At 52.3% G+C, this 533-nt stretch carries 1 protein-coding gene; it reads left to right on the top strand.

The genetic code is table 11. The annotated features are described in order from the left end of the window. On the top strand, window positions 1–533 hold a 533-nt coding region (locus LGT44_RS10410; protein WP_268866441.1), incomplete at both ends, for an EF-Tu C-terminal domain-related protein.

The raw sequence follows: 533 nt of genomic DNA, 5'->3' as shown, positions 1-533 counted from the left end.
GGCGCCTTCCTGATGCCAATCGAAGACGTATTCTCTATCCAGGGTCGTGGTACTGTTGTTACCGGCCGTGTTGAGCGTGGTATCGTTCGCACTGGTGAAGAACTGTCCATCATCGGTATCAAGGAGACCATCAAGACTACCTGTACCGGTGTTGAGATGTTCCGTAAGATCCTGGACGAAGGCCGTGCTGGTGAGAACGTAGGTGTTCTGCTGCGTGGTACCAAGCGTGACGAAGTTGAGCGTGGTCAGGTTCTGGCGAAGCCAGGTTCTATCACTCCTCACACCAAGTTCGAATCTGAAGTATACGTACTGGGTAAAGATGAAGGTGGTCGTCACACTCCATTCTTCAAAGGTTACCGTCCACAGTTCTACTTCCGTACCACTGACGTAACTGGTGCTTGTGAGCTGCCAGAAGGCGTTGAGATGGTAATGCCAGGTGACAACGTTAAGCTGACCATCACTCTGATCGCTCCGATCGCGATGGATGAAGGTCTGCGTTTTGCGATCCGTGAAGGCGGTCGTACTGTTGGTGC

This window comes from Thalassolituus alkanivorans (genome assembly GCF_020447205.1).
Taxonomy (GTDB): Bacteria; Pseudomonadota; Gammaproteobacteria; order Pseudomonadales; family Oceanobacteraceae; genus Venatoribacter; species Venatoribacter alkanivorans.
This window is presented reverse-complemented; position numbering and strand designations above follow the sequence as displayed.